Annotated in this window: 16 protein-coding genes and 1 pseudogene; 13 read left to right on the top strand and 4 right to left on the bottom strand. The window is 69.9% G+C overall.

The window, feature by feature from the left end; all coding sequences use genetic code 11:
- The first annotated feature begins 5 nt into the window (after positions 1-5).
- From IEX93_RS01570 to nagA, 5 genes are read left to right on the top strand one after another with little or no spacing between them, the layout of a single operon-like run.
- Positions 6-521, top strand: a complete 516-nt coding sequence (locus IEX93_RS01570) for a phenylacetic acid degradation protein (protein WP_188845731.1) — start codon at positions 6-8, stop codon at positions 519-521.
- Complete coding sequence (paaC, locus tag IEX93_RS01565; protein ID WP_188845729.1) at positions 514-1,272, top strand: 1,2-phenylacetyl-CoA epoxidase subunit PaaC; 759 nt, start codon at positions 514-516, stop codon at positions 1,270-1,272. Before IEX93_RS01570 ends, paaC begins: the two co-directional genes overlap by 8 nt.
- Positions 1,266-1,721, top strand: a complete 456-nt coding sequence (gene paaD, locus IEX93_RS01560) for a 1,2-phenylacetyl-CoA epoxidase subunit PaaD (RefSeq protein WP_188845727.1) — start codon at positions 1,266-1,268, stop codon at positions 1,719-1,721. The genes paaC and paaD overlap by 7 nt, the downstream gene beginning before the upstream one ends.
- A 12-nt stretch (positions 1,722-1,733) precedes the next feature.
- On the top strand, positions 1,734-3,737 hold the full coding sequence (gene paaZ / locus IEX93_RS01555) for a phenylacetic acid degradation bifunctional protein PaaZ (protein WP_188845725.1): 2,004 nt from the start codon (positions 1,734-1,736) through the stop codon (positions 3,735-3,737).
- Entirely contained in the window at positions 3,730-4,797 is a 1,068-nt protein-coding gene (gene nagA / locus IEX93_RS01550) for an N-acetylglucosamine-6-phosphate deacetylase (protein WP_188845959.1), read from the top strand. The genes paaZ and nagA overlap by 8 nt, the downstream gene beginning before the upstream one ends.
- A gap of 53 nt (positions 4,798-4,850) precedes the next feature.
- Here the strand turns inward: nagA and IEX93_RS01545 are convergent, their stop codons facing one another.
- Positions 4,851-5,828, bottom strand: a complete 978-nt coding sequence (locus tag IEX93_RS01545) for a zinc-dependent alcohol dehydrogenase family protein (protein ID WP_229906068.1) — start codon at positions 5,826-5,828, stop codon at positions 4,851-4,853.
- Positions 5,829-5,899: 71 nt separating this feature from the next.
- Between IEX93_RS01545 and IEX93_RS01540 the strand changes: the two genes are divergently transcribed.
- Positions 5,900-6,652, top strand: coding sequence for a LamB/YcsF family protein (locus IEX93_RS01540; protein WP_188845721.1), 753 nt, complete (start codon positions 5,900-5,902; stop codon positions 6,650-6,652).
- Positions 6,653-6,927: 275 nt separating this feature from the next.
- Here the strand turns inward: IEX93_RS01540 and IEX93_RS01535 are convergent, their stop codons facing one another.
- A complete protein-coding gene (locus IEX93_RS01535) occupies positions 6,928-7,089 on the bottom strand; it encodes a hypothetical protein (RefSeq protein ID WP_188845968.1) in 162 nt (53 codons plus the stop codon).
- A 105-nt stretch (positions 7,090-7,194) separates the two neighbouring features.
- Positions 7,195-7,899 carry a TM1802 family CRISPR-associated protein gene (locus tag IEX93_RS01530; RefSeq protein WP_188845719.1) on the bottom strand — a complete coding sequence of 235 codons (705 nt, stop codon included), beginning with the start codon at positions 7,897-7,899 and terminating at the stop codon, positions 7,195-7,197.
- Positions 7,900-7,935: 36 nt separating this feature from the next.
- On the opposite strand from IEX93_RS01530, the gene IEX93_RS01525 reads away from it, so the two are divergent.
- The 7 genes and pseudogenes from IEX93_RS01525 (at position 7,936) to IEX93_RS11840 (ending at position 16,807) form a co-directional block, all read left to right on the top strand.
- Positions 7,936-8,829 carry an MFS transporter gene (locus IEX93_RS01525; protein ID WP_188845717.1) on the top strand — a complete coding sequence of 298 codons (894 nt, stop codon included), beginning with the start codon at positions 7,936-7,938 and terminating at the stop codon, positions 8,827-8,829.
- 201 nt (positions 8,830-9,030) lie between these two features.
- Positions 9,031-9,179, top strand: a pseudogene (locus tag IEX93_RS01515) (IS256 family transposase); the annotation flags it as partial.
- Between the two features lie 116 nt (positions 9,180-9,295).
- A complete protein-coding gene (locus IEX93_RS11695) occupies positions 9,296-10,612 on the top strand; it encodes a TolC family protein (protein WP_188845715.1) in 1,317 nt (438 codons plus the stop codon).
- A complete protein-coding gene (locus IEX93_RS01505; protein WP_188845713.1) occupies positions 10,609-11,646 on the top strand; it encodes a TolC family protein in 1,038 nt (345 codons plus the stop codon). The genes IEX93_RS11695 and IEX93_RS01505 overlap by 4 nt, the downstream gene beginning before the upstream one ends.
- Before the next feature lie 3 nt (positions 11,647-11,649).
- Positions 11,650-12,939, top strand: a complete 1,290-nt coding sequence (locus IEX93_RS11690) for an efflux RND transporter periplasmic adaptor subunit (RefSeq protein ID WP_188845711.1) — start codon at positions 11,650-11,652, stop codon at positions 12,937-12,939.
- 3 nt (positions 12,940-12,942) lie between these two features.
- Positions 12,943-16,227 carry an efflux RND transporter permease subunit gene (locus IEX93_RS01495; protein ID WP_188845709.1) on the top strand — a complete coding sequence of 1,095 codons (3,285 nt, stop codon included), beginning with the start codon at positions 12,943-12,945 and terminating at the stop codon, positions 16,225-16,227.
- 187 nt (positions 16,228-16,414) lie between these two features.
- Positions 16,415-16,807 (top strand): di-heme oxidoredictase family protein, encoded by a 393-nt coding sequence (locus IEX93_RS11840; RefSeq protein ID WP_371863141.1) that lies wholly within the window; start codon positions 16,415-16,417, stop codon positions 16,805-16,807.
- Here IEX93_RS11840 and IEX93_RS01485 read toward each other — a convergent pair.
- Positions 16,789-17,649 carry a TroA family protein gene (locus IEX93_RS01485; protein ID WP_188845707.1) on the bottom strand — a complete coding sequence of 287 codons (861 nt, stop codon included), beginning with the start codon at positions 17,647-17,649 and terminating at the stop codon, positions 16,789-16,791. The two genes, IEX93_RS11840 and IEX93_RS01485, sit on opposite strands and share 19 nt — an antisense overlap.
- Between the last annotated feature and the right edge of the window lie 100 nt (positions 17,650-17,749).

The following is a 17,749-nucleotide window of genomic DNA, read 5'->3' as shown; positions in this document are numbered from 1 at the left end:
GCCTTATGTGGGGAACGGAGTGGTCCCGGTACGAGGTGATCAAGCAGGACACTCCAAGGAGTGTCCCCCAGATGGTGGGCTCGGTCCACGCCACCGACCCCGAGCACGCCCTCCTCATCGCCCGGCACGTCTTCGTGCGGCGGCCTTCCGCTTACGCCCTCTTCGTGGCCCCGGCGGAAGCCTTCTTCCACGTGAGCCAGGAAGGCCTAAAGGACCTAAAGCCCGAGGAGGAGGGGGAGGAGGAGGCCTACTGGGTTTTCGCCAAGCGGAGCCACCGGCGGAGCATGGTCTACGGGGACCTGGTGGGGCGCTTCCTCGCCAAAGGGCCTAGGGGGGCGGTCCTCGAGGCCCTCCTCCAGGCCCCGGGGGTGGCCTTCTGGGCGGTGCCGGAAAGGCTTGTGGTGGGCACCGAGCCCACGCCCGAGGTGGTGGAAAGCTGGTTTGCCCCCGCAAAGGACAAGACCTACCGCCTGCAGAGCTACTACGGCCTCATCACCGCCAAGGAGGTGGACCGTGCTTGACCCAGGCCTTAGGGAACCCCTTATCGCCAAGCTCACCGCCCTGGCCGACGACGAGGTGGTCTTGGCCCAGCGCCTTTCCGAGTGGGTGGCCCACGCCCCCATCCTCGAGGAGGACATCGCCATCGCCAACCTGGCCCAGGACGAGCTGGGCCACGCCAAGCTCTACCTGGAGCTGAGGCGGGAGCTGGACGGGTCCGATCCCGACCAGCTCGTCTTCTTCCGCGACCCCCTGGAGTACCAAAACGCCGTCTTGGTGGAGCTTCCCAAGGGGGACTGGGCCTTCACCATGGTGCGGCAGTACCTCTTTGACCTCTACGAGAACCTCTGGCTGGAGGAGGCGCGAAGGAGCGCCTACCCCCCCCTTGCGGAGGCGGCGGAAAGGATCCTCAAGGAGGAGCGCTTCCACCTCCGGCATTCCGCCCTCTGGATGGAGCGCCTGGGCCTGGGCACCGAGGAAAGCCACGCCCGGGCCCAGGAAGCCCTGGAGACCCTCTTCCCCTACGCCAAGCAGCTCTTCGTGCCCCTGGAAGGGGAGGAGGCTTTGGTGGAGGCGGGGTACGTGCCGGACCTGAAGGCCCTCCAGGACCGCTACCTGGAGGAGGCCACGCGCCATCTGGAGCGCTCGGGGCTTAGGGTGCCGGAAAGGGGCTACGTGCCCAAAAGCCGCAAGGAACACACGGAGTACCTATGGTCCCTCCTCGCCGAGATGCAGTCCGTGGCCCGCTGGGACCCGGAGGCCAAGGCGTGGTAGCGCGGTACTGGGAGGCCCTAAAGGGGGTGAAGGACCCGGAGATCCCCGTCCTCAACATCGTGGAGATGGGGATGGTCCTGGGGGTGGAGGCCGAGGGGAAACGGGTCAAGGTGCGCTTCCGCCCCACCTTCTCGGGCTGCCCCGCCCTAAGGCTCATCCGGGAGGAGATCGCGAAGGCCCTCAAGGAGGCGGGGGCCGAGGAGGTGGAGGTGGAGGAGGCCCGCACCCCCTGGTCCACCGAGGCCATGACGGAGGAGGCTAGGGAGAAGCTTCTTCGCTACGGCATCGCCCCGCCCCTCCCCCTTCCCATGGCCCAAGAGGACCCCGCCTGTCCCCGGTGCGGAAGCCGGGAGGTGGCCCTTAAGAACGCCTTCGGGGCCACCCTTTGCAAGATGCTCTACCAGTGCGCCGCCTGCGGCGAGGTGTTTGAGGCTTTCAAGACCGTCTAGAAGGGACATGCCATGAAGCTACAAAGCTACCTCATGGGCGAGTGGCGGGAAGGCCAGGGCGAAGGCCTCCCGGTGCGGGACGCCAGCACGGGGGAGGTCCTCGCCCGAGTGACGGCGGAGGGCCTTCCCGTGAAGGAGGCCGTGGCCTGGGGCCGGGAGGTGGGAGGGAAGGCTCTTCTGGCCCTAGGCTTCCAGGAACGGGGAAGAAGGCTTAGGGCCCTGGCCCAGTACCTTTCCGAGCGGAAGGAGGCGCTTTACCGCCTCTACGCCACCACGGGGGGAACGAGGCGGGACGCTTGGTACGACGTGGACGGAGGGATCGGGGTCCTCTACGCCTATAGCTCCCTCGCCCGCCACCTCCCCGAGGGCAACCTCCTCCCCGAGGACGAGTTCCTTCCCCTCTCCAAAGACCTCTCCTTCCAAGGGAGGCACCTCCTCGCCCCCAAGGGGGGGATCACCGTCCAGATCAACGCCTTTAACTTCCCCGTCTGGGGGCTTTTGGAGAAGTTCGCCCCCGCCTTCCTGGCGGGGGTCCCCACCTTGGCGAAGCCCGCCACCCCCACGGCCCACGTGGCCGAGGCCCTGGTGCGGATGATGCTGGAGTCGGGCCTCCTCCCCGAGGGAAGCCTCCAGCTCCTTGTGGGGGGTGTGGGGGACCTCTTTGACGCCTTGGACCACCGGGACAGCGTCTTCTTCACCGGTTCCAAGGCCACCGCTGACCGGATCCGCCGCCACCCGGCCTTCCTGGAGCGGGGGGCTCTCTTCAACGCCGAGGCCGACTCCCTAAACCCCGCCATCCTGGGAGAGGAGGCCACGGAGGAGGAGCTTTCCCGCCTCGCCCAGGAGATCGCCCAAGAACTCACCATCAAGACGGGGCAGCGGTGCACCGCCATCCGCCGGGTCCTGGCGCCCAAGGACCGCCTGGAGGCCCTGCTTCAGGAAACGAAGAAGCGCCTCGAGGCCCTGAGGCTCGGCGACCCCCGGGAGGAGGGCGTGGACCTTGGGCCTTTGGCCTCCTTGGAGCAAAGAGCGGAGGTGGAAAAGGCGGTGGCGGCCCTCCTCGAGGCGGGGGCCCAAGTCTACTGGAAGCATCCGGGAAGGGAGGACGGGGCCTTCTTCCCCCCCACCCTCCTCCTCGCCCAGGACCCCTGGGCCGAGGCCCTCCACCAGGTGGAGCCCTTCGGCCCCGTGGCCACCTTCTTCCCTTACGGGAGCCGGGAGGAGGCGGCGCGGCTTGCCGCCTTGGGCGGGGGGAGCCTCGTGGCCACCCTCGCCACCTCCGACCCCGAGGAGGCGCGCTTTTACCTGGGGGCCCTCGCCCCCCACGTGGGGCGGCTTCACATCCTGAACGCCCGCACCGCGGCCTCCTCCACAGGGCACGGCTCCCCTCTTCCCCGCCTCCTCCACGGGGGGCCAGGCCGGGCGGGCGGGGGCGAGGAGCTTGGGGGGCTCCTCTCCGTGAAGCGCCACCTCCAGCGGGTCGCCCTCCAGGCCGACCCCTGGCTCCTCTCCGCCCTCACCGGAGAGTACGCCAAGGGGGCGGAGAAGCCCGCCGGGGTCCACCCCTTCCGCAAGTACTACGAGGACCTGGAGGTGGGCGAGACCCTCACCACCCACCGCCGCACCGTCACCGAGGCGGACATCACCCTCTTCTCCGCCCTCTCCTGGGACCACTTCTACGCCCACACGGACGAGATCGCCGCCAAGGAGAGCCTCTTCGGGAAGCGGGTGGCCCACGGCTACTTCGTCCTCTCGGCGGCGGCGGGGCTTTTCGTGGACCCGGCCCCGGGGCCCGTTTTGGCCAACTACGGCCTCGAGGACCTCCGCTTCCTGGAGCCCGTGGGCGTTGGGGACACCCTCCAAGCCCGACTCACGGTGAAGCGCAAGCGTCCCCGGGACGCGAAGACGGGGGTGGTGGAGTGGGCCGTGGAGGTGGTGAACCAGGAGGGCAAGGCGGTGGCCGCCTACACCGTCCTCACCCTGGTGGCCCGCAAGGGGGAAGGCGAGCCTGCTTGAAGGAAGGATCCTCACGCCAAAGGGCTTCCTCCGGGGCCGCCTCTTTTTTGAAAGCCGCATAGAAGCCCTGGAGGAAGCCCCCGTGGACGGTCCCTACATCCTCCCTGGCTTCCTGGACCTCCACGTCCACGGGGGCGGGGGGCACGAGGTCATGGCCGGGCGGGAAGGGGTGGAAGGCACCTTGGCCTTCCACCTCCGCCACGGCACCACGGGGCTTCTCGCCACCACCCTCACCGCCCCCCTCCCCGAGCTGGAGCGGGCCCTAAGGGGCATCCGGGAAGCCCGGGAAGGCCCTCTGGGCGAGGCCCTCCTGGGCACCCACCTGGAAGGCCCCTTCCTCTCCCCAAACCGCCTCGGGGCCCAGCCCCCCTTCCCCCTTCCCCCCGACCGGGAGGTGGCCCGGCGCCTCCTCGCCCTGGCCCCCGTGCGGGTGGTCACCCTGGCCCCCGAGCTCCCCGGGACCTTGGACCTTCTCCGCTTCCTGGTGGCCCGGGGCGTGCGGGTCCAGCTGGGCCACACCGAGGCCACCTACGAGGAGGCCCTGAAGGCCCTTGAAGTAGGGGCTATGGGCTTCACCCACCTCTTCAACGCCATGCCTCCCCTCCACCACCGCGCCCCCGGGGTGGCGGGGCTCGCCCTGGAGCGGGGGCGGTGGGCCGAGCTCATCCCCGACGGCCTCCACGTCCACCCCGCCCTGGTGCGCCTGGCCCTGAGGAGCATCCCCGGGCTTTACTTCGTCAGCGACGCCACCATGGCAGCGGGGATGCCCGATGGGGCCTATACCCTGGGGTCCCAGAAGGTGGAGAAGAGAGGCGATGGGGTGTGGCTGGAGGGGCACCTGGCGGGAAGCGCCCTCACCTTGGACCAGGCCTTGAGGAACCTGGTGGCCTGGGGAGTGCCCCTGGAGGAGGCGGCCTTCAGGCTTTCCCTCTTCCCCGCCCGCTACCTGGGCCTTAGGGACCGAGGGAAGATCGCTCCCGGAAAGCGGGCGGACCTGGTGGTCCTGGATGAAGAGCTTCGGGTGGTGGCCGTGTACCTGGGGGGAAGGCGGGTGGCGTAGGGGTGTTTGTTAATTTTTTCACGATTTTACCTGCTCGTGATCAAACTCTCCTCTCAAGGAACCAACACCGCCGAGCCCCGAAGCCGCCCCTGGCGCAAGGCCTCCAGGGCCTCGTTGGCCACCTCCAAGGGAAGCCGCTCCACCTCGGGCACCACGGGGACCTTAGGGGCCACCTCCAGGAAAAGCCGGGCGTCCTCCCGGGTAAGGTTGGCCACGGAGCGGATCTGGCGCTCCTGCCAAAGGAGGGCGTAGGGCATGGAGGGGATGGGGCTCATGTAGATCCCCCCGAGGACCAGCACCCCCCCGGGCTCGAGGTCCTTCAGGGCCTTGGGCACCAGGGCCCCCACCGGGGCGAAGATGATGGCCCCCTCCAGGGGCTCTGGGGGCTCCTCGTCGGAATACCCCGCCCAGGCCGCCCCCAAAGCCTCGGCGAAAGCCTTAGCCGCCTCGTCCCCGGGGCGCACGAAGGCGTAGAAGCGCTTCCCCTCGTAACGGGCCACCTGGGCGAGGAGGTGGGCCGCCGCCCCGAAGCCGTAAAAGCCTATGGGGTCCCGGTCCCGCACGAAGCGGTAGCTCCGGAAGCCAATAAGCCCGGCGCACATCCAGGGAGCGAGGCGCACCGGGTCCCCCTCGGGCAAAGGGTGGGTGAAGGCCGCTCGGGCCAGGGTGTACTCCGCATACCCCCCGTCCCGGTGGTAGCCGGTGAAGCGGGCCTCGGGGCAGAGGTTCTCCTCTCCCCTCCGGCAGAACTTGCAGGCCCCGCAGGCCGAGGCCAGCCACCCCACCCCCACCCGCGCCCCAAGCCGCCCCTCCACCCCTTCCCCCAAGGCCACCACCCGGCCCACCACCTGGTGGCCCAGGACCAGGGGAAGCCTGGGCGGGGGGAGCTCCCCGTCGGCGATGTGGAGGTCGGTGCGGCAGACGGCGCAGGCCTCCACCCTAAGGAGAACCTCGCCCGGGCCCGGCTCGGGCACGGGAAGCTCCCGAAGGACCAGAGGCCGCCCCACCTCGGTGAGCACCATGGCCCGCATAGCCATACCCCCATTAAACCACCCTGCGGAGGCCTTCCCGAGAGGCCCTGGGCGGGGATTAAGCTAGGGGCATGACCGTGGACCTGAACGCAGATGCGGGCGAGTCCTACGGGGCCTTCACCTACGGCCAGGACGAGGCGGTCTTTCCCTGGGTGACCTCCGCCAACCTGGCCTGCGGCTTCCACGGGGGAAGCCCAAGCCGCATCCGGGAAGCGGTGCGCCTGGCCAAGGCTTATGGCGTCGCCGTAGGGGCCCACCCCGGCTTCCCCGACCTCGTGGGCTTCGGCCGAAGGGAGATGGCCCTCTCCCCGGAAGAGGTCTACGCCGACGTCCTCTACCAGATCGGGGCCCTCTACGCCTTCCTAAGGGCGGAAGGCCTTCCCCTCCACCACGTCAAGCCCCACGGGGCCCTCTACCTCAAAGCCTGCAAGGACCGGGAGACGGCGCGGGCCATCGCCCTGGCGGTGAAGGCCTTTGACCCGGGGCTTCCCCTGGTGGTCCTCCCGGGGACGGTCTACGAGGAAGAGGCGCGGAAGGCGGGGCTAAGGGTGGTCCTCGAGGCCTTCCCCGAGCGGGCCTACCTGCGAAGCGGGCAGCTTGCCCCCCGTTCCCTGCCGGGGTCCTGGATCACGGACCCCAAGGAGGCGGCCCGGCGGGCGGTGCGCATGGTCCTGGAAGGGAAGGTGGAGGCCCTGGACGGGGGCGAGGTGGCGGTGCGGGCCGAGACCCTTTGCATCCACGGGGACAACCCCAACGCCCCCGAGGTGGCACGGGTGGTGAGGGAGGCCCTAGAGGCCCAGGGGGTGGAGGTGAGGGCCTTCTAAGTACCCCACCGCAGCTAAAGCTGCGGTGGGGGCCCTAATCCCGGGCACTCCACGCTGCGAAACCACCGTGCGGCCCCTTAGCGCCGCCCCCTTCCCACGTGCGTGGGAACTGCGGCTCCGCCTAAGACCCTCTCCCCTACCTCAGAACCCGCACCAAGGCCCGGGAGGCTGCCTGGAAAGCCTCCTGGAAGGAGGAGGCGTGAGGGTTCTGGCAGACACCAGCCTCCTGGTGCGCTACCTCAACCCTGGTCCCGAAAGGGAAGCGCTTCCCGGGCTCACTTATCCGTTTCCGCCTGGCGCTCCTCCAGGACGAAAACCCGAAGCCGCCCCTTGGGGGTGCCGAGGACCTCTTGAAAGATGGCCTCGGCCTCCTTCTTCAAAGCTTCCTTCTCCTCCCGGGTGAGGGGCTTTTCCCGATAGACCAAAACCTCCAGCATGGGCATCGGACCACCCCCTAGGCGAAGCGCAGGGAAAGGGCCCGCCCCCCGTTCCCACCAGGGTGAAGAGGTCCCCGGGGCTTGCGGGCTGCACCGGGCACCTTCTCAGGCATGCTCCGCCTCCTTTCCACTCTGCCGGAGCCGCTGGCTCCGGGCCTGGGCGTAGCCCATGAGGATGTAGTAGGGGATCTCCCGCTCCGAAAGCCCCCCGCCCCCCCGCTCCAGGAGGTCGGTGGCCCGGCCCAGGAGGTCCAGGACCCGGGTGAGGTCGCCGCCCTCTAGGTAATGGGTGGCCTTGGCCATCACCTCGGGGACCAGGTGGCGCACCCGCACCAGGCTCATCCCTTGCCAGCCCAGGGCCTCCAAAAGGGGCTCCTTGCGGTACTGGTAAAGCCGGGCCTGGGCCTGGCCCACCGCCTCCATGGCCTTGCCCAGGAGGTAGAGGCCCGCCTCGAGGGGGCCGAAGCCGTAGGTCCGGAAGACCTCCTCTTCTTCGCCCAAAGGAAACGCGCTCTTCACCTCTCCCATCCTTCCTCCCCAAAGCCCAAGCCGCACCAGAATCCAGATCCACCCCGCCCCCAAGGCCACCCGGTCCAAGGCCTCCTGGGGGCCCGGGCGGGAGGCGTGGAGGGTGGTATCCCCCCGGTAGGCCCGCTCCGCCGCCCGAAGCCAAAGGGGCAGGAGGTCCTTGGGGTCCAGGGGCTGGCCCAGGAAGATCCGGGTGGCCCAGGGAAGGACGGGCCTCGCGTCCACCCTGCCCCGGACCTGGGAGAGGGGCAGGAGGCGGAGCCAGTCCCCAAGCCCCTCCACCGGGAAACCCTTCCCCTGGGCCTCCTCAGGCCCACCTTGGGCGGGCTCATCGCCACCTACGCCTCCTGGCGCTGGGTCTTCTACCTCAACCTCCCTTTCGGCCTCGCGGCCGCTTACCTGGTGGCGGGAGCCTACCGGGACGGCCCCCGGGCCAGGGGAAAGCTCGCCCTGGGGCCTGCCCTGGCCTTCGCCGCGGCCAGCGGCCTGGCAATCCTCGGCCTGGAGGGGGCCTCTCCTCTCGCCCTCGTGGGGCTTTTCCTCCTCCTCCCCGCCTTCCGCTACCAGGCCAAGGGAGACCCGCCCCTCCTGCCGCCCCTCCTCCGGGAACCCATTCCCCGGGTGGCCTTCCTGGGGAACCTCCTGGCAGGGGCGGCCTACTTCGGCTCCGTGGCCTACGTGCCCCTCTTTGCCCACGCCCGGGGCGCGGGACCGACCACTCAGGGCCTCCTCCTCACCCCCATGACCGTGGGTTGGACCCTGGCCTCCATCGCCGCCTCTCGGATCCTCCTCCGGGCGGGGGTAGGAAGGCTCACGCTCCTGGGCTTCGGCCTCCTCACCCTGGGGCTTTTAGGGTACGCCCTAGCCCCGGGGTGGCCCCTCATCCTGGCGGCTCCCTTCGGGTTTCTCGCAGGGGTGGGGATGGGCTTCAGCATGCTCACCCTCCTCCTCGCCGCCCAGGAGAGGACACCCAAGGAGGAGCTTGGGGCCCTGACCTCGGCCCTGGTCTTTGCCCGCTCCCTGAGCGGGGCAGCGGGGGTAGCCCTCCTCCGAGGTGTCCTGGGGGAGCGGATCCAGAGCACGGGGACGGTCCTAGCCCATGCCTTGGGGCAGGCCTTTCTCCTGGCTTCGGCCCTGGCCTTCACGGCCTTTCTCCTCGCCTGGCGGCTTCTTCGGGAGCGGGGCCTCGAGGCCGGGCGGCCCAGGGGCTAAAGGGCAAAGGGCCCTCCTGTGGGAGTGAGCTACTGACGTAGCATGGGGCCGTGAAGCGGAAGTTCACCGCCCACCTCTGGAAGGAGGGTGCCCTTTGGGTGGCCCGGTGCCTGGAGGTGGACGTGGCCGGTAGCGTTGCAGATTTTGTGTAAGCCCACTTAAGCAAAAGGGGGTACCTATAAGAGAGACGGGAGGTACCCCATGCCCAAGTTTAGCATTGACCGAAGCTGGATGAGGTCGTCAGGGAAGTCGTCAAGCAGGTGCTGGAAACGGTGATGGAGCTGGAGCGCGAGGTCTTCCTGGCGGAGGAGGGCGGAACGAAGAACGGGTACTGCGAGCGTGGCTTGGTCCCCTTCGTTCTGGCCCACAACCTCGGCCTTCTGGCACAGGAAACCCTTGGCAACTTGGGTTAGCCTAGGCCCCCGGTCCTAACCTAGGTCTAACCGCACCTCCCTAGACTCAGATCATGCGCGCCCTGGCCCTCCTTCCCCTCCTCGCCCTGGCCTTAGCCCAGGGGCTTTCCCTACCCCAGGCCCTGGGCCTCCTCCCCCAAAGCCCGGGCTTCCTGGCCCTTAAAGCCCAGTACGCCCAGGCCGAGGCCGCCTACCAGGCAGCCCAGGCGGCCCTGGGCCTCAAGGCCTCCGCCGGGGGGAGCCTGGGGTACCTAGCCCTGGAGGGGCAAAGCACCCTCAGCGAAGGCCTCACGGCGAACCTTACCCTCCTCACCCTGCCCTACGGCCCCGCCCACGAGGCCCTCCGCCAGGCCGCCTGGGCCCTGGAGCGGGCGGCCTTGAGCCGGGAGGCGGGGGAAATGGACCTCCTCTTGAGCCTCCTCCAACAGTACTTCAACGCCTACCTCGCCGCCAAGAACCTGGAGGTGGCCCAAAAGGCCCTGGAGGTAGCCCAGGAGGCCTACCGGGTGGCCCAGGCCAAGCGCCGGGAGGGGCAGCTTTCCGAGCAGGGGCTAAGGCAGGCGGAGGCCGACCTGGCCCGCGCCCAGGCCCAGCTCGCCCAAGCCCAGGCCCAGGAGGCCTCGGCCCGGGCCGCCCTCTACGCCGCCTTGGGCCAGCCCTCAGGGCCTCCCCCTACCACCTCCCCTCCTCCGCCCCCATCTCCCCTGGGCCTGGAGGAGGCCCTAAAGGCCCTCCCCAACCGGCCCGAGATCCAGCGGGCGAAAAACGCCCTTAAGGACGCGGAGGAGGCCCTGGCCTACGCCGAAAGGGCCCGGTGGCTTCCCCAGGGAAGCCTGAGCCTAAGCTACGGCCAGGTGGGGGCCAGCACGGGCTCCAGCCTGGGCCTAAGCCTCAACCTGGGCACGGGGCAGGTGGGGGCCTCGGCCACCTACGTCCCCGAGGCCAGCGGGCCTAAGGGCCTGCGGGCCAGCCTGGCCCTGAGCCTCCCCCTCCTCGCCCCCGACCTCGAGGCCAGCCTGGCCCAGGCGAAGGCCAACCTGGAGGCCCAGAAGGCGGCCCTGGTCCAGGCCCTCGCCGCGGCGGAGGCGGAGATCCGGGGGCGGCACGCCGCCTACCTGGCGGCGTTGGCCCAGGTGGAAGCGGCGCAGAAGGCCCTCTTGGCCGCAGACCAGACCCTGGGGGATGCCCAAAAACGCCTCCAGGCGGGCCTCTCCACCCCCCTGGAGGTGGCCCAGGCGGAGACCGCCCGGCTTCAGGCAGCCTACAACCTGGAAAGCGCCCGGGTGAGCGCCTATTTGGCCTACCTCTCCTTAAGGCGCTCCCTGGGCCAGTTGCGGCTGGAAAGCTACCTCAAGGAGGTGAACCCATGAGAAAGCTTGCGGTTTGGAGCGCTTTGGCCCTCGCCCTAAGCGGGGCGGCCCAGCAGCCTGGAGCCCTAACCTTGGAAAAGGCCCTCGAGGCGGCCCTCCAAGGGAACCCCACCCTGCAGACCGCCCAGGTGGCCCTGCAGAACGCGGAGATCCAATTGAAGGCCAAGGAACAGGACCCCACCACCCTGATCCTGGACCTAACCCAGGCCCGGCAGGCCTACGCCCTGGCCCAGGCCAACCTGGCCTACACCCGGATCCAGGTCCTGCGGGATGTGGTAAACGCCTACCTCTCCCTCTACGAGAACCAGCAGAACATCGGGGTGCTCAAGGCCCAGGTGGCCCTGGCGGAGCGGAACCTGCAGGTGGCCAAGGCCCGGCAGGCTGCGGGCAACGCCACCAGCCTGGACGTGGCCCGGGCCCAGGCCAGCCTGGACACCGCCCGGCAGAATCTGGCCACCGCCCAGGGCCAGACCCCCATCCTCGCCGCCCAGCTGGCCACCCTGTTGGGCCTTTCCGACCTGGGCCCCACCCCCCTCGCTCCCCCGCCCGAGCCCCCTAGGCTCCAAGTGGCGCTGGAGGCCCTAAGCCAGGGGGTCTTGGAAAGGCTCCCCCAGGTCCTCCAGGCCCGGCAGGCGGTGGCCTACGACGAGCTACGGGTCAAGCTTTCCGACAACGACTACACCCCGGCCCTCACCCTAAGGACCGCCCAGCTCTCCCTGGAGAACAACCGCAAGGCATTGGCCGTGGCCGAGCAGAACGCCCTCACCAGCCTAAAAAACGCCTACCAGGCGGCCCAGGCGGCCTACGGGGCCATCGCCTTGGCGCAGAATAGCCTGGAAAACGCCCGAAAGGTGCTGGAGCAGGACCAGGCCGCCTATCGGGCGGGGACGGTCTCGGCCCTCCAGGTGGAAACGGACCGGGTCTCGGTCCTCACCGCGGAGTACGGGCTCCTCCAGGCCCAGAACGCCTACTGGCGGGCCCTCCTCGCCCTCTCCCTGGCGGCGGGGCAGGACCTCACCGGCCTCCTGAGGTGAAGCATGGCCCGGCGCATCGCCCTCTTCCTCCTGGTGCTGGCCGTAGGGGTCCTCCTGGGGCGGCTTAGCCTCCCCTCCTCGGGCGAGGGCGGCGCGGCCTTGGGGACCCAACGGGAAGCCACCCGTAGCCCCATAGCCGGGCAAGCCGCCCCGGGCCGGGAAAGCGGCCCCTTCCCCTCTGTGCGCCTCCAGGTCCAGTTGGCCCGGGCCGAGGCCGGGACCCTCACCGCAAGCCGCCAGGCGGCGGGCACGGTGGTCCCCTACCTCCAGGTCAACGTCCCCGCCCAGGTGGGCGGGGTGGTGGCCCGGGTGCTCAAGGCCCCGGGGGACCGGGTGGCCCAGGGCGAGGCCGTGGTCCAGCTGGACCCCACGAACCTGGAGATCGCCCTAAGGAACGCCCAGGCGGCCCTTAAGAGCGCGGAGATCAACCTGGCCGCCCAGACCCGCTCCATCCAGGAGGCCCGCGCCCGCCTAAGGGCCCAACTGGCCCAGGCCGAGGCCGCCTACCAGGCGGCCCAGAAGGCCTACGAGGCGGCCAAGCGGGTCCACGCCCTGGGCGGGCTTTCCGACGCGGAGCTCGCCCAGGCCCAGGCCAACCTGGCCCAGGCGGAGGCCAACCTCGAGGCCCAGAAGGCGGCCCTGGCGCAAAACGAGAGGGCTGGGGAGGAAACCCTGGCCGCCCTCCGGGTGGCCGTGGAGCAGGCCCAAAACCAGGTGGCCCAGGCGGAGCTGAACCTAAAAAACGCCACCCTCCGCGCCCCCTTCGCCGGGGAGGTCCTCTCCGTGGCCGCGGCGCCGGGAGGGTACCTGGCCCCCGGGGCCACGGCCTTCACCCTGGCGCAGGGGCGGAGGGTCCAGTTCGGCGTGCCCCCGGAGGAGGCGGCCCTCCTCCCCGTGGGCACCCCGGTGGCCTTTAGCTACGGGGGAAGGACCTACCGGGCCCGGGTGGACCAGAACCCCGGCGGGGCCGTCTCGGGAAGCGTCTCCCTCACCGCAAGGCTGGAGGCCTCCCCGGAGGAGCCCCTCCCCCTGGGGGCGGCGGGCACGGTGGTCTACACCGTGACCCTGGCCCGGGGGGTTTTGGTCCCGGTCACCGCCTTGCAGTCGGACGGGGCCGAGCTCTTCGTCTACGCCGTGGAGGAAGGGGTGGCGCGGCGCAAGGGGGTGCGCCTTCTGGCCCAGGCCCAGGACCAGGCGGCGGTGGAGGGGCTTTCCCCCGGGGCCCAGGTGGTGGTGAACCCGCCCCCGGGGCTTCTGGAGGGGACGCCGGTAACGGGCGGCCAGGGGAGGTAAGCCATGGTGCCCATCAACCCCTTCGTGCGCTTTTCCGTGGCCCGCTACGTCCTTTCCATCGGCCTCTTCGGGGCGGTGGTGGCCTTCGGCCTCCTGGCCACGCGAAGCCTTGGGGTGGACCTCCTCCCCTCGGTGAACATCCCCGTGGTCTCGGTCACGGTCCAGTACCCGGGGGCAAGCCCCCTCACGGTGGACCAGCAGGTGACCCAGGTCCTGGAAAACGCCGTAAGCCGCCTTGGGGGGATCAGCCAGATTAGCGCCACCAGCAGCCAGGGCCTTAGCCGGGTGGTGGTTTCCTTCGGCCCCGACACCGACCGTGTGAGCGCCCTCAACCAGGTGGCGGCCCAGGTGGCGGCGGCGGCCCGAAGCCTCCCCTCGGGCACCACCCCCCCCGCCGTCCAGAGCTTTGACCCCAACGCCCAGCCCGTCTTAGAGTTCGGCCTCTACGCTCCGGGGAAGAGCCTGGAGGAGGTCTACGCCTACGCCCAGGACGTCCTCCTGCCCCTTTTGCAGCAGGTTTCCGGCGTGGCCAACGTCTCCCTCCAGGGGGGGCCAGAGCGGGGGGTGTGGGTCTACCTGGACCCGGCCAGGCTGGCCTCCTACCGCCTCACCCCAAGCCAGGTGGCCCAGGCCCTCCAGGCCTCCACGGTGGAAAACCCCATCGGGAGCCTCACCCGCTCGGGCACCACCCTTAGCCTCGCCACCCGGAGCCTGCCCCAAAGCGCCGAGGAGGTGGGCGACCTCCTGGTGGACCCAAGCCGGGGCATAAGGGTGCGGGACCTGGGACGGGTGGAGGTGCGGGCGGAGGCCGGGGAGTACGCCCGGGTTAACGGCCACCCCGTGGTCCTGGTCTCCGTCCAGCAGGCCTCGGGGAGCAACGCCGTGGCCGTGGTGGACGGGGTCAAGAGGGCCCTGGCCCAGACCCGGCTTCCCGAGGGCTACCAGGTCCTCTACAGCAACGACACCACCCTGCCCATCCGGGCCTCCCTGGAGCGGACCTACCGGGAGCTCTTCCTCACCGCGGCGGTGGTGGCCGTGGTGGTCCTCCTCTTCCTGGGGCGGCTCAACACCGCCTTCACCGTGATCCTGGCCATCCCCATCTCCCTTTCCGCCGCCCCCATCCTGTACCAGCTTCTGGGCTTTAGCTTCAACCTGGTCTCCCTCCTCGCCCTCATCGTGGCCATCGGCATCGTGGTGGACGACTCCATCGTGGTGGCCGAGAACGTGGAGCGGTACCGGGCCCAGGGCTTGGACCAGATGCGGGCGGTGTTGGTGGGGGCGAGCGAGGTCTTCTCGGCGGTGGCGGCGGCGACTCTCTCTCTCCTAGCCGTCCTCCTACCCGTGAGCTTCATAGGGGGGTTCGCCGGGCGGTACGTGGAGCAGTTCGCCCTAGGGCTTGCGGCGGCGGTGGCCATGTCCTGGCTAGAGGCCCTCCTCTTCCTCACCGTGCGCATGGCCTACACCCCGGACGCCGAGCCCCTCACCTGGCAGGGGGCCTGGAAGAGGCTTCGGGCGCTCCCCGAGGACCTGGCCTATGGCCTTAGGGCCTTCCGGCGAGGGGGGTGGCTTCTCCTCCTCCTGGGGCTTGCCCTTTTCCTTTGGCGCTGGAAACCCGCCCTCCTTCCCCTCCTCCTCCTCTACCCCTTGGCCTTAGGGCTTGGGCGCTATCTTCTGGGAAGCCTCCTGGCCCTCCTCGAGGCCCTCACCCTCACCCTCCACGGGTACACGGAAAGGGCCCTGGAAAGGGTGCGCCAGGCCTACGCCCGAAGCCTCCCCGGGCTTTTGGACCGGGCCCCTTGGGTCCTTGGGGGAAGCCTCCTCTTCTTCCTCCTGGTGGCGGGCTTCTTCCTGCCCAGAATCCCCTTCACCTTCACCCCCCAAAGCGACGCGGGCTACGTCCGGGCCCGGCTCAGCCTTCCCCCCGGCACCTCCCTAAGCCGAACCAACGCCCTGGCGGGGCGGGTGGAGGGGTACTTCCTCCTCCGCCCCGAGGTGGCCACGGTCCAGACGGAGGTCTCCGGGAACGGGGCGAGCTTCGTCATCGGCCTGAGGCCCCATGGGGAAAGGCCTAGCCTCTTCCAGCTTTTGCCCCTCTACCAGCAGGGGGTGCGGGCCCTCCTCCAGGACGAGCCCTCGGCCCGCTTCCTGGTCTTCGGGGCCGGGGGCGGGGGCGGAGGGGGCTTCCAGGGGACGAGCCTCACCTTGAACCTGGCCTCCGCCAGCCAGACCCTCCTCAAGGAGAGGCTGGAGAAGGCCGTCGCCCTCCTCTCCCAGGAGCCCGACCTCCTCGGGGCCACCCCCGCCAGCACGCCCACGAGCCTCCAGTTCACCTTCCGCCCGGATCCCAACCGCCTCCAGGGGACGGGCCTCACCCCGGCCCAGGTGGCCCAGTTCCTCCAGGGGGCCGTCCAGGGGGTAAGGGGAGGGCAGGTGGAGCTCCAAGGCTTCACCTATCCCATCACCGTGCGGCTGGACCCCGAAAGGCTTTCTGACCTCGAGGCCCTCCTCAGCCTGCCCGTGCCCACCGCCTCCGGGACCCTCCCCGTGCGGGCCTTGGGGGCCCTGGTCCCGGAGGAAGCCCCCACCAGCCTCCAGCGCCAAAACCGCCTCTACGTGGCCCAGATCACGGTAAGCCCAAGCCCCACCGCCCCGCCCCCCGCCCTCCTCCTGGAGCGCCTAAGCCGCCGCCTGACGGAGGCGGGGATCCTGGACAGCCAGGTGGTCCTCACGGAGGGGCAGGCCTTTGGCCCCGCCCGGATGGCCCGCGAGCTCCAGGGCCAGGGCGTCTTTCTCTTCTTCCTGGCCTTCTTCATGGCCTACCTGGTCATGGGGGCCCAGTTCAACTCCTTCCGCTACCCCCTCTACCTCCTCCTCCCCGTGCCCTTGGCCATCGCCGGGGCCCTCCTCTTCCTCTACCTCACCGGCAACAGCCTAGACATCTTCGGGATCCTGGGCTTCCTCCTCCTCATCGGCCTCTCCGCCAAAAACGCCATCCTCTACCTGGACTTCGTGAGCCAAAGGCTTGGCCGCATGCCCCTCAAGGAGGCCCTGGTGGAGGCCGCCTACCTCCGCTTCCGCCCCATCGTCATGACCACCCTCACCATCTTCGTCATCAGCCTACCCCTCCTCCTGGGCCGGGGGGCGGGGGCAGAGTTCGGCCAGGGGCTTGGGGTGGTGATGTTCGGAGGGATCTTGGTCTCGGCCCTCCTCACCTTCTTCGTGGTGCCCGCCGCCTTCTACCTCTTTGAGCGGCACCGCGCTCCCACAGGGGGGGAAGCCCCCGCCTAACCGACTGGCCCCCTCCGGGTATCCTGGCAAGCGGCCTCACCTTCCCCATCCCCCTCCACCCGGTGGAAGAGGGGGCCGGATCGTTGGAGGCCTGGGCGGAGGCCAAGGCCTTTCTCCAGGCCCAGGTGGGGAAGCTTCCCAAAGCCCTGGTGCGCCCCGACCAGGGGGGTCCTTTTCTGAGCCACGAGTGGGTGGGGACGCTTCTTCTCCGGGACGGACAGCGGCTTTCCTACAGCCTGATGGGGGCGAAGGGGAACCCGGTGGTGGAGAGCTTTTTTGCACGGTTCAAGGGGAGGGTCAGGGACACGACCCCACGAACCTGGGGAGGACCTCGCCGAAGGGGTGGCGGAAGAGGTGGCCTCCCCCTCGGCGCACCCCGCCCCTTTGGGGGATCGGCCTCACCCGGAAGGTCTTAGGGGAGGAGGTCTACCTCCACGATGGGCGGGCGAAAAGCCTCGAGGAGGCCATCCTCTGGCACGGGGGGAGGCCGAAGGGGCCAAGCGCCGCTTCATGGCCCTCCCCAAGGAGGACCGGGAAGCTCTCCAGGGCCTCTGAACCAGGTCAGGGGGCAAGGGCGTAGGCCCCTTCCGCCCCCTCCCCCCGGAGGAGCCGGGCAAGCCGCGCCACCCCCTCCACGGTGAGGGGCGTGAGGGCATGGAAGGGGCCCGCGTCCAGAAGGAAGGCCTGCTTCCCCCGGAGGTAGCCTCCAAGCCACCCGCCCCGGGCCAGGTGGGCCTCCACGGCCTGGAGCGCCTCGGGAAGGCCGAAGCCACAGAAGGCGAGAAAGACCACCTGGGCCTCAGGAAGTTCTTCGGGGCGCGCCCTCCGGCTCGGTGCCCCGGGGCCCGGACCCAGGTACCGCCCCCCGGCGAGGGCCACCGCCTCCGCCACCCAGTGGCCCCCGAGGTACGGGGGGTCCAGCCACTCCAGGAAGACCACCCCGGGCGGGGGCTCCAAGGGAGGGGGCAGGTCCTGGAGGGACGCCTCGAGCCTCCGGGCCAGGCGTTTCGCCTCCCCTTCCCGCCCCAAGGCCTCCCCCAGCCGAAGGAGGTCCCGGAAAAGGTCCCTAAGGCGCGTCCCCTGGAGGACCACCACCTCCGGCCGCCGGGGGAGGAAGGCTAGAGCCTGCCCCACCTCTCCCGGCGTGGGGGCGCATACCTCGCACACCCCCTGGGTCACGAGGAGGTCAGGGGCGAGGGCCTGGAGGCGCTCCGTGCGCACCCGGTAGAGGGAAAGCCCCCGGGCGTAGGCCTCCCGCACCTTTCGGTCAATCTCCTCCTGGGAAAGGCCCTGGGGGATGAGGCTTTCCGTGAGGACGGGAAGCCCTGTAGGGTTAGGGCAACTATGGCTCACCCCCACGGGCTCCACACCGAGGGCGCGGAGGAGGAGGGTCCCCGAGGGCACGAGGCTTACGGCGCGCATGCCTTCATTATCCCCGGGCGTGGCCTCGGCCCCAGACTTGACCATTATGTAACTTCTGGGATAGATCGGTGCCATGACTCTTCGTGAGGCGCTATCCCAG

The sequence above is a fragment of the Thermus composti genome, from assembly GCF_014647535.1.
Classification (GTDB): domain Bacteria; phylum Deinococcota; class Deinococci; order Deinococcales; family Thermaceae; genus Thermus; species Thermus composti.
Note: the sequence above shows the minus strand (reverse complement) of the source record. Positions and strands in the feature narration are given on the sequence as shown.

What these genes read in the sequence shown, in the direction of transcription:
- IEX93_RS01570 (WP_188845731.1), top strand. Translation starts at nt 6, where the DNA reads ATGTGGGGAACGGAGTGGTCCCGGTACGAGGTGATCAAGCAGGACACT.
- paaZ (WP_188845725.1), top strand. Translation starts at nt 1,734, where the DNA reads ATGAAGCTACAAAGCTACCTCATGGGCGAGTGGCGGGAAGGCCAGGGC.
- IEX93_RS01545 (WP_229906068.1), bottom strand. Translation starts at nt 5,828, where the DNA reads ATGCGGGCCATGGTGCTCACCGAGGTGGGGCGGCCTCTGGTCCTTCGG.
- IEX93_RS01540 (WP_188845721.1), top strand. Translation starts at nt 5,900, where the DNA reads ATGACCGTGGACCTGAACGCAGATGCGGGCGAGTCCTACGGGGCCTTC.
- IEX93_RS01535 (WP_188845968.1), bottom strand. Translation starts at nt 7,089, where the DNA reads ATGCTGGAGGTTTTGGTCTATCGGGAAAAGCCCCTCACCCGGGAGGAG.
- IEX93_RS11695 (WP_188845715.1), top strand. Translation starts at nt 9,296, where the DNA reads ATGCGCGCCCTGGCCCTCCTTCCCCTCCTCGCCCTGGCCTTAGCCCAG.
- IEX93_RS01505 (WP_188845713.1), top strand. Translation starts at nt 10,609, where the DNA reads ATGAGAAAGCTTGCGGTTTGGAGCGCTTTGGCCCTCGCCCTAAGCGGG.
- IEX93_RS11690 (WP_188845711.1), top strand. Translation starts at nt 11,650, where the DNA reads ATGGCCCGGCGCATCGCCCTCTTCCTCCTGGTGCTGGCCGTAGGGGTC.
- IEX93_RS01495 (WP_188845709.1), top strand. Translation starts at nt 12,943, where the DNA reads ATGGTGCCCATCAACCCCTTCGTGCGCTTTTCCGTGGCCCGCTACGTC.
- IEX93_RS01485 (WP_188845707.1), bottom strand. Translation starts at nt 17,649, where the DNA reads ATGCGCGCCGTAAGCCTCGTGCCCTCGGGGACCCTCCTCCTCCGCGCC.